The following is a 311-nucleotide window of genomic DNA, read 5'->3' on the forward strand; positions in this document are numbered from 1 at the left end:
GCTCGATCGCGCCCGCCCCGCCCGAGGCGATCAGGGGAACCGGGCAGATTGCGCGCGCCGCGGCGAGCTGGTCCACGTCATAGCCCTCGCGCACCCCGTCCTGGTCCATACAGTTGAGCACAACTTCGCCTGCGCCCCGCTCCGTGACCTCCCCGATCCAGTCGAGCGTGCGGCGATGGCTGATCTCGGTCTTGTCGGGATCGCCGGTATTCTGGTGTATGCGCCATTCGCCCTCGCTCACGCGGCTGTCGATGCCAGAGACGACGCATTGCGAGCCGAACTCGCGCGCCAGCCGGTCGATCAGGTCGGGA

At 68.5% G+C, this 311-nt stretch carries 1 protein-coding gene; it reads right to left on the reverse strand.

Annotated elements, in window-relative coordinates:
- Positions 1-311 (reverse strand): HisA/HisF-related TIM barrel protein (locus E5162_RS14405; protein ID WP_241973586.1); only part of this gene is annotated, 311 nt, incomplete at both ends.

This window comes from Marinicauda pacifica, assembly GCF_004793635.1.
GTDB lineage: Bacteria > Pseudomonadota > Alphaproteobacteria > Caulobacterales > Maricaulaceae > Marinicauda > Marinicauda pacifica.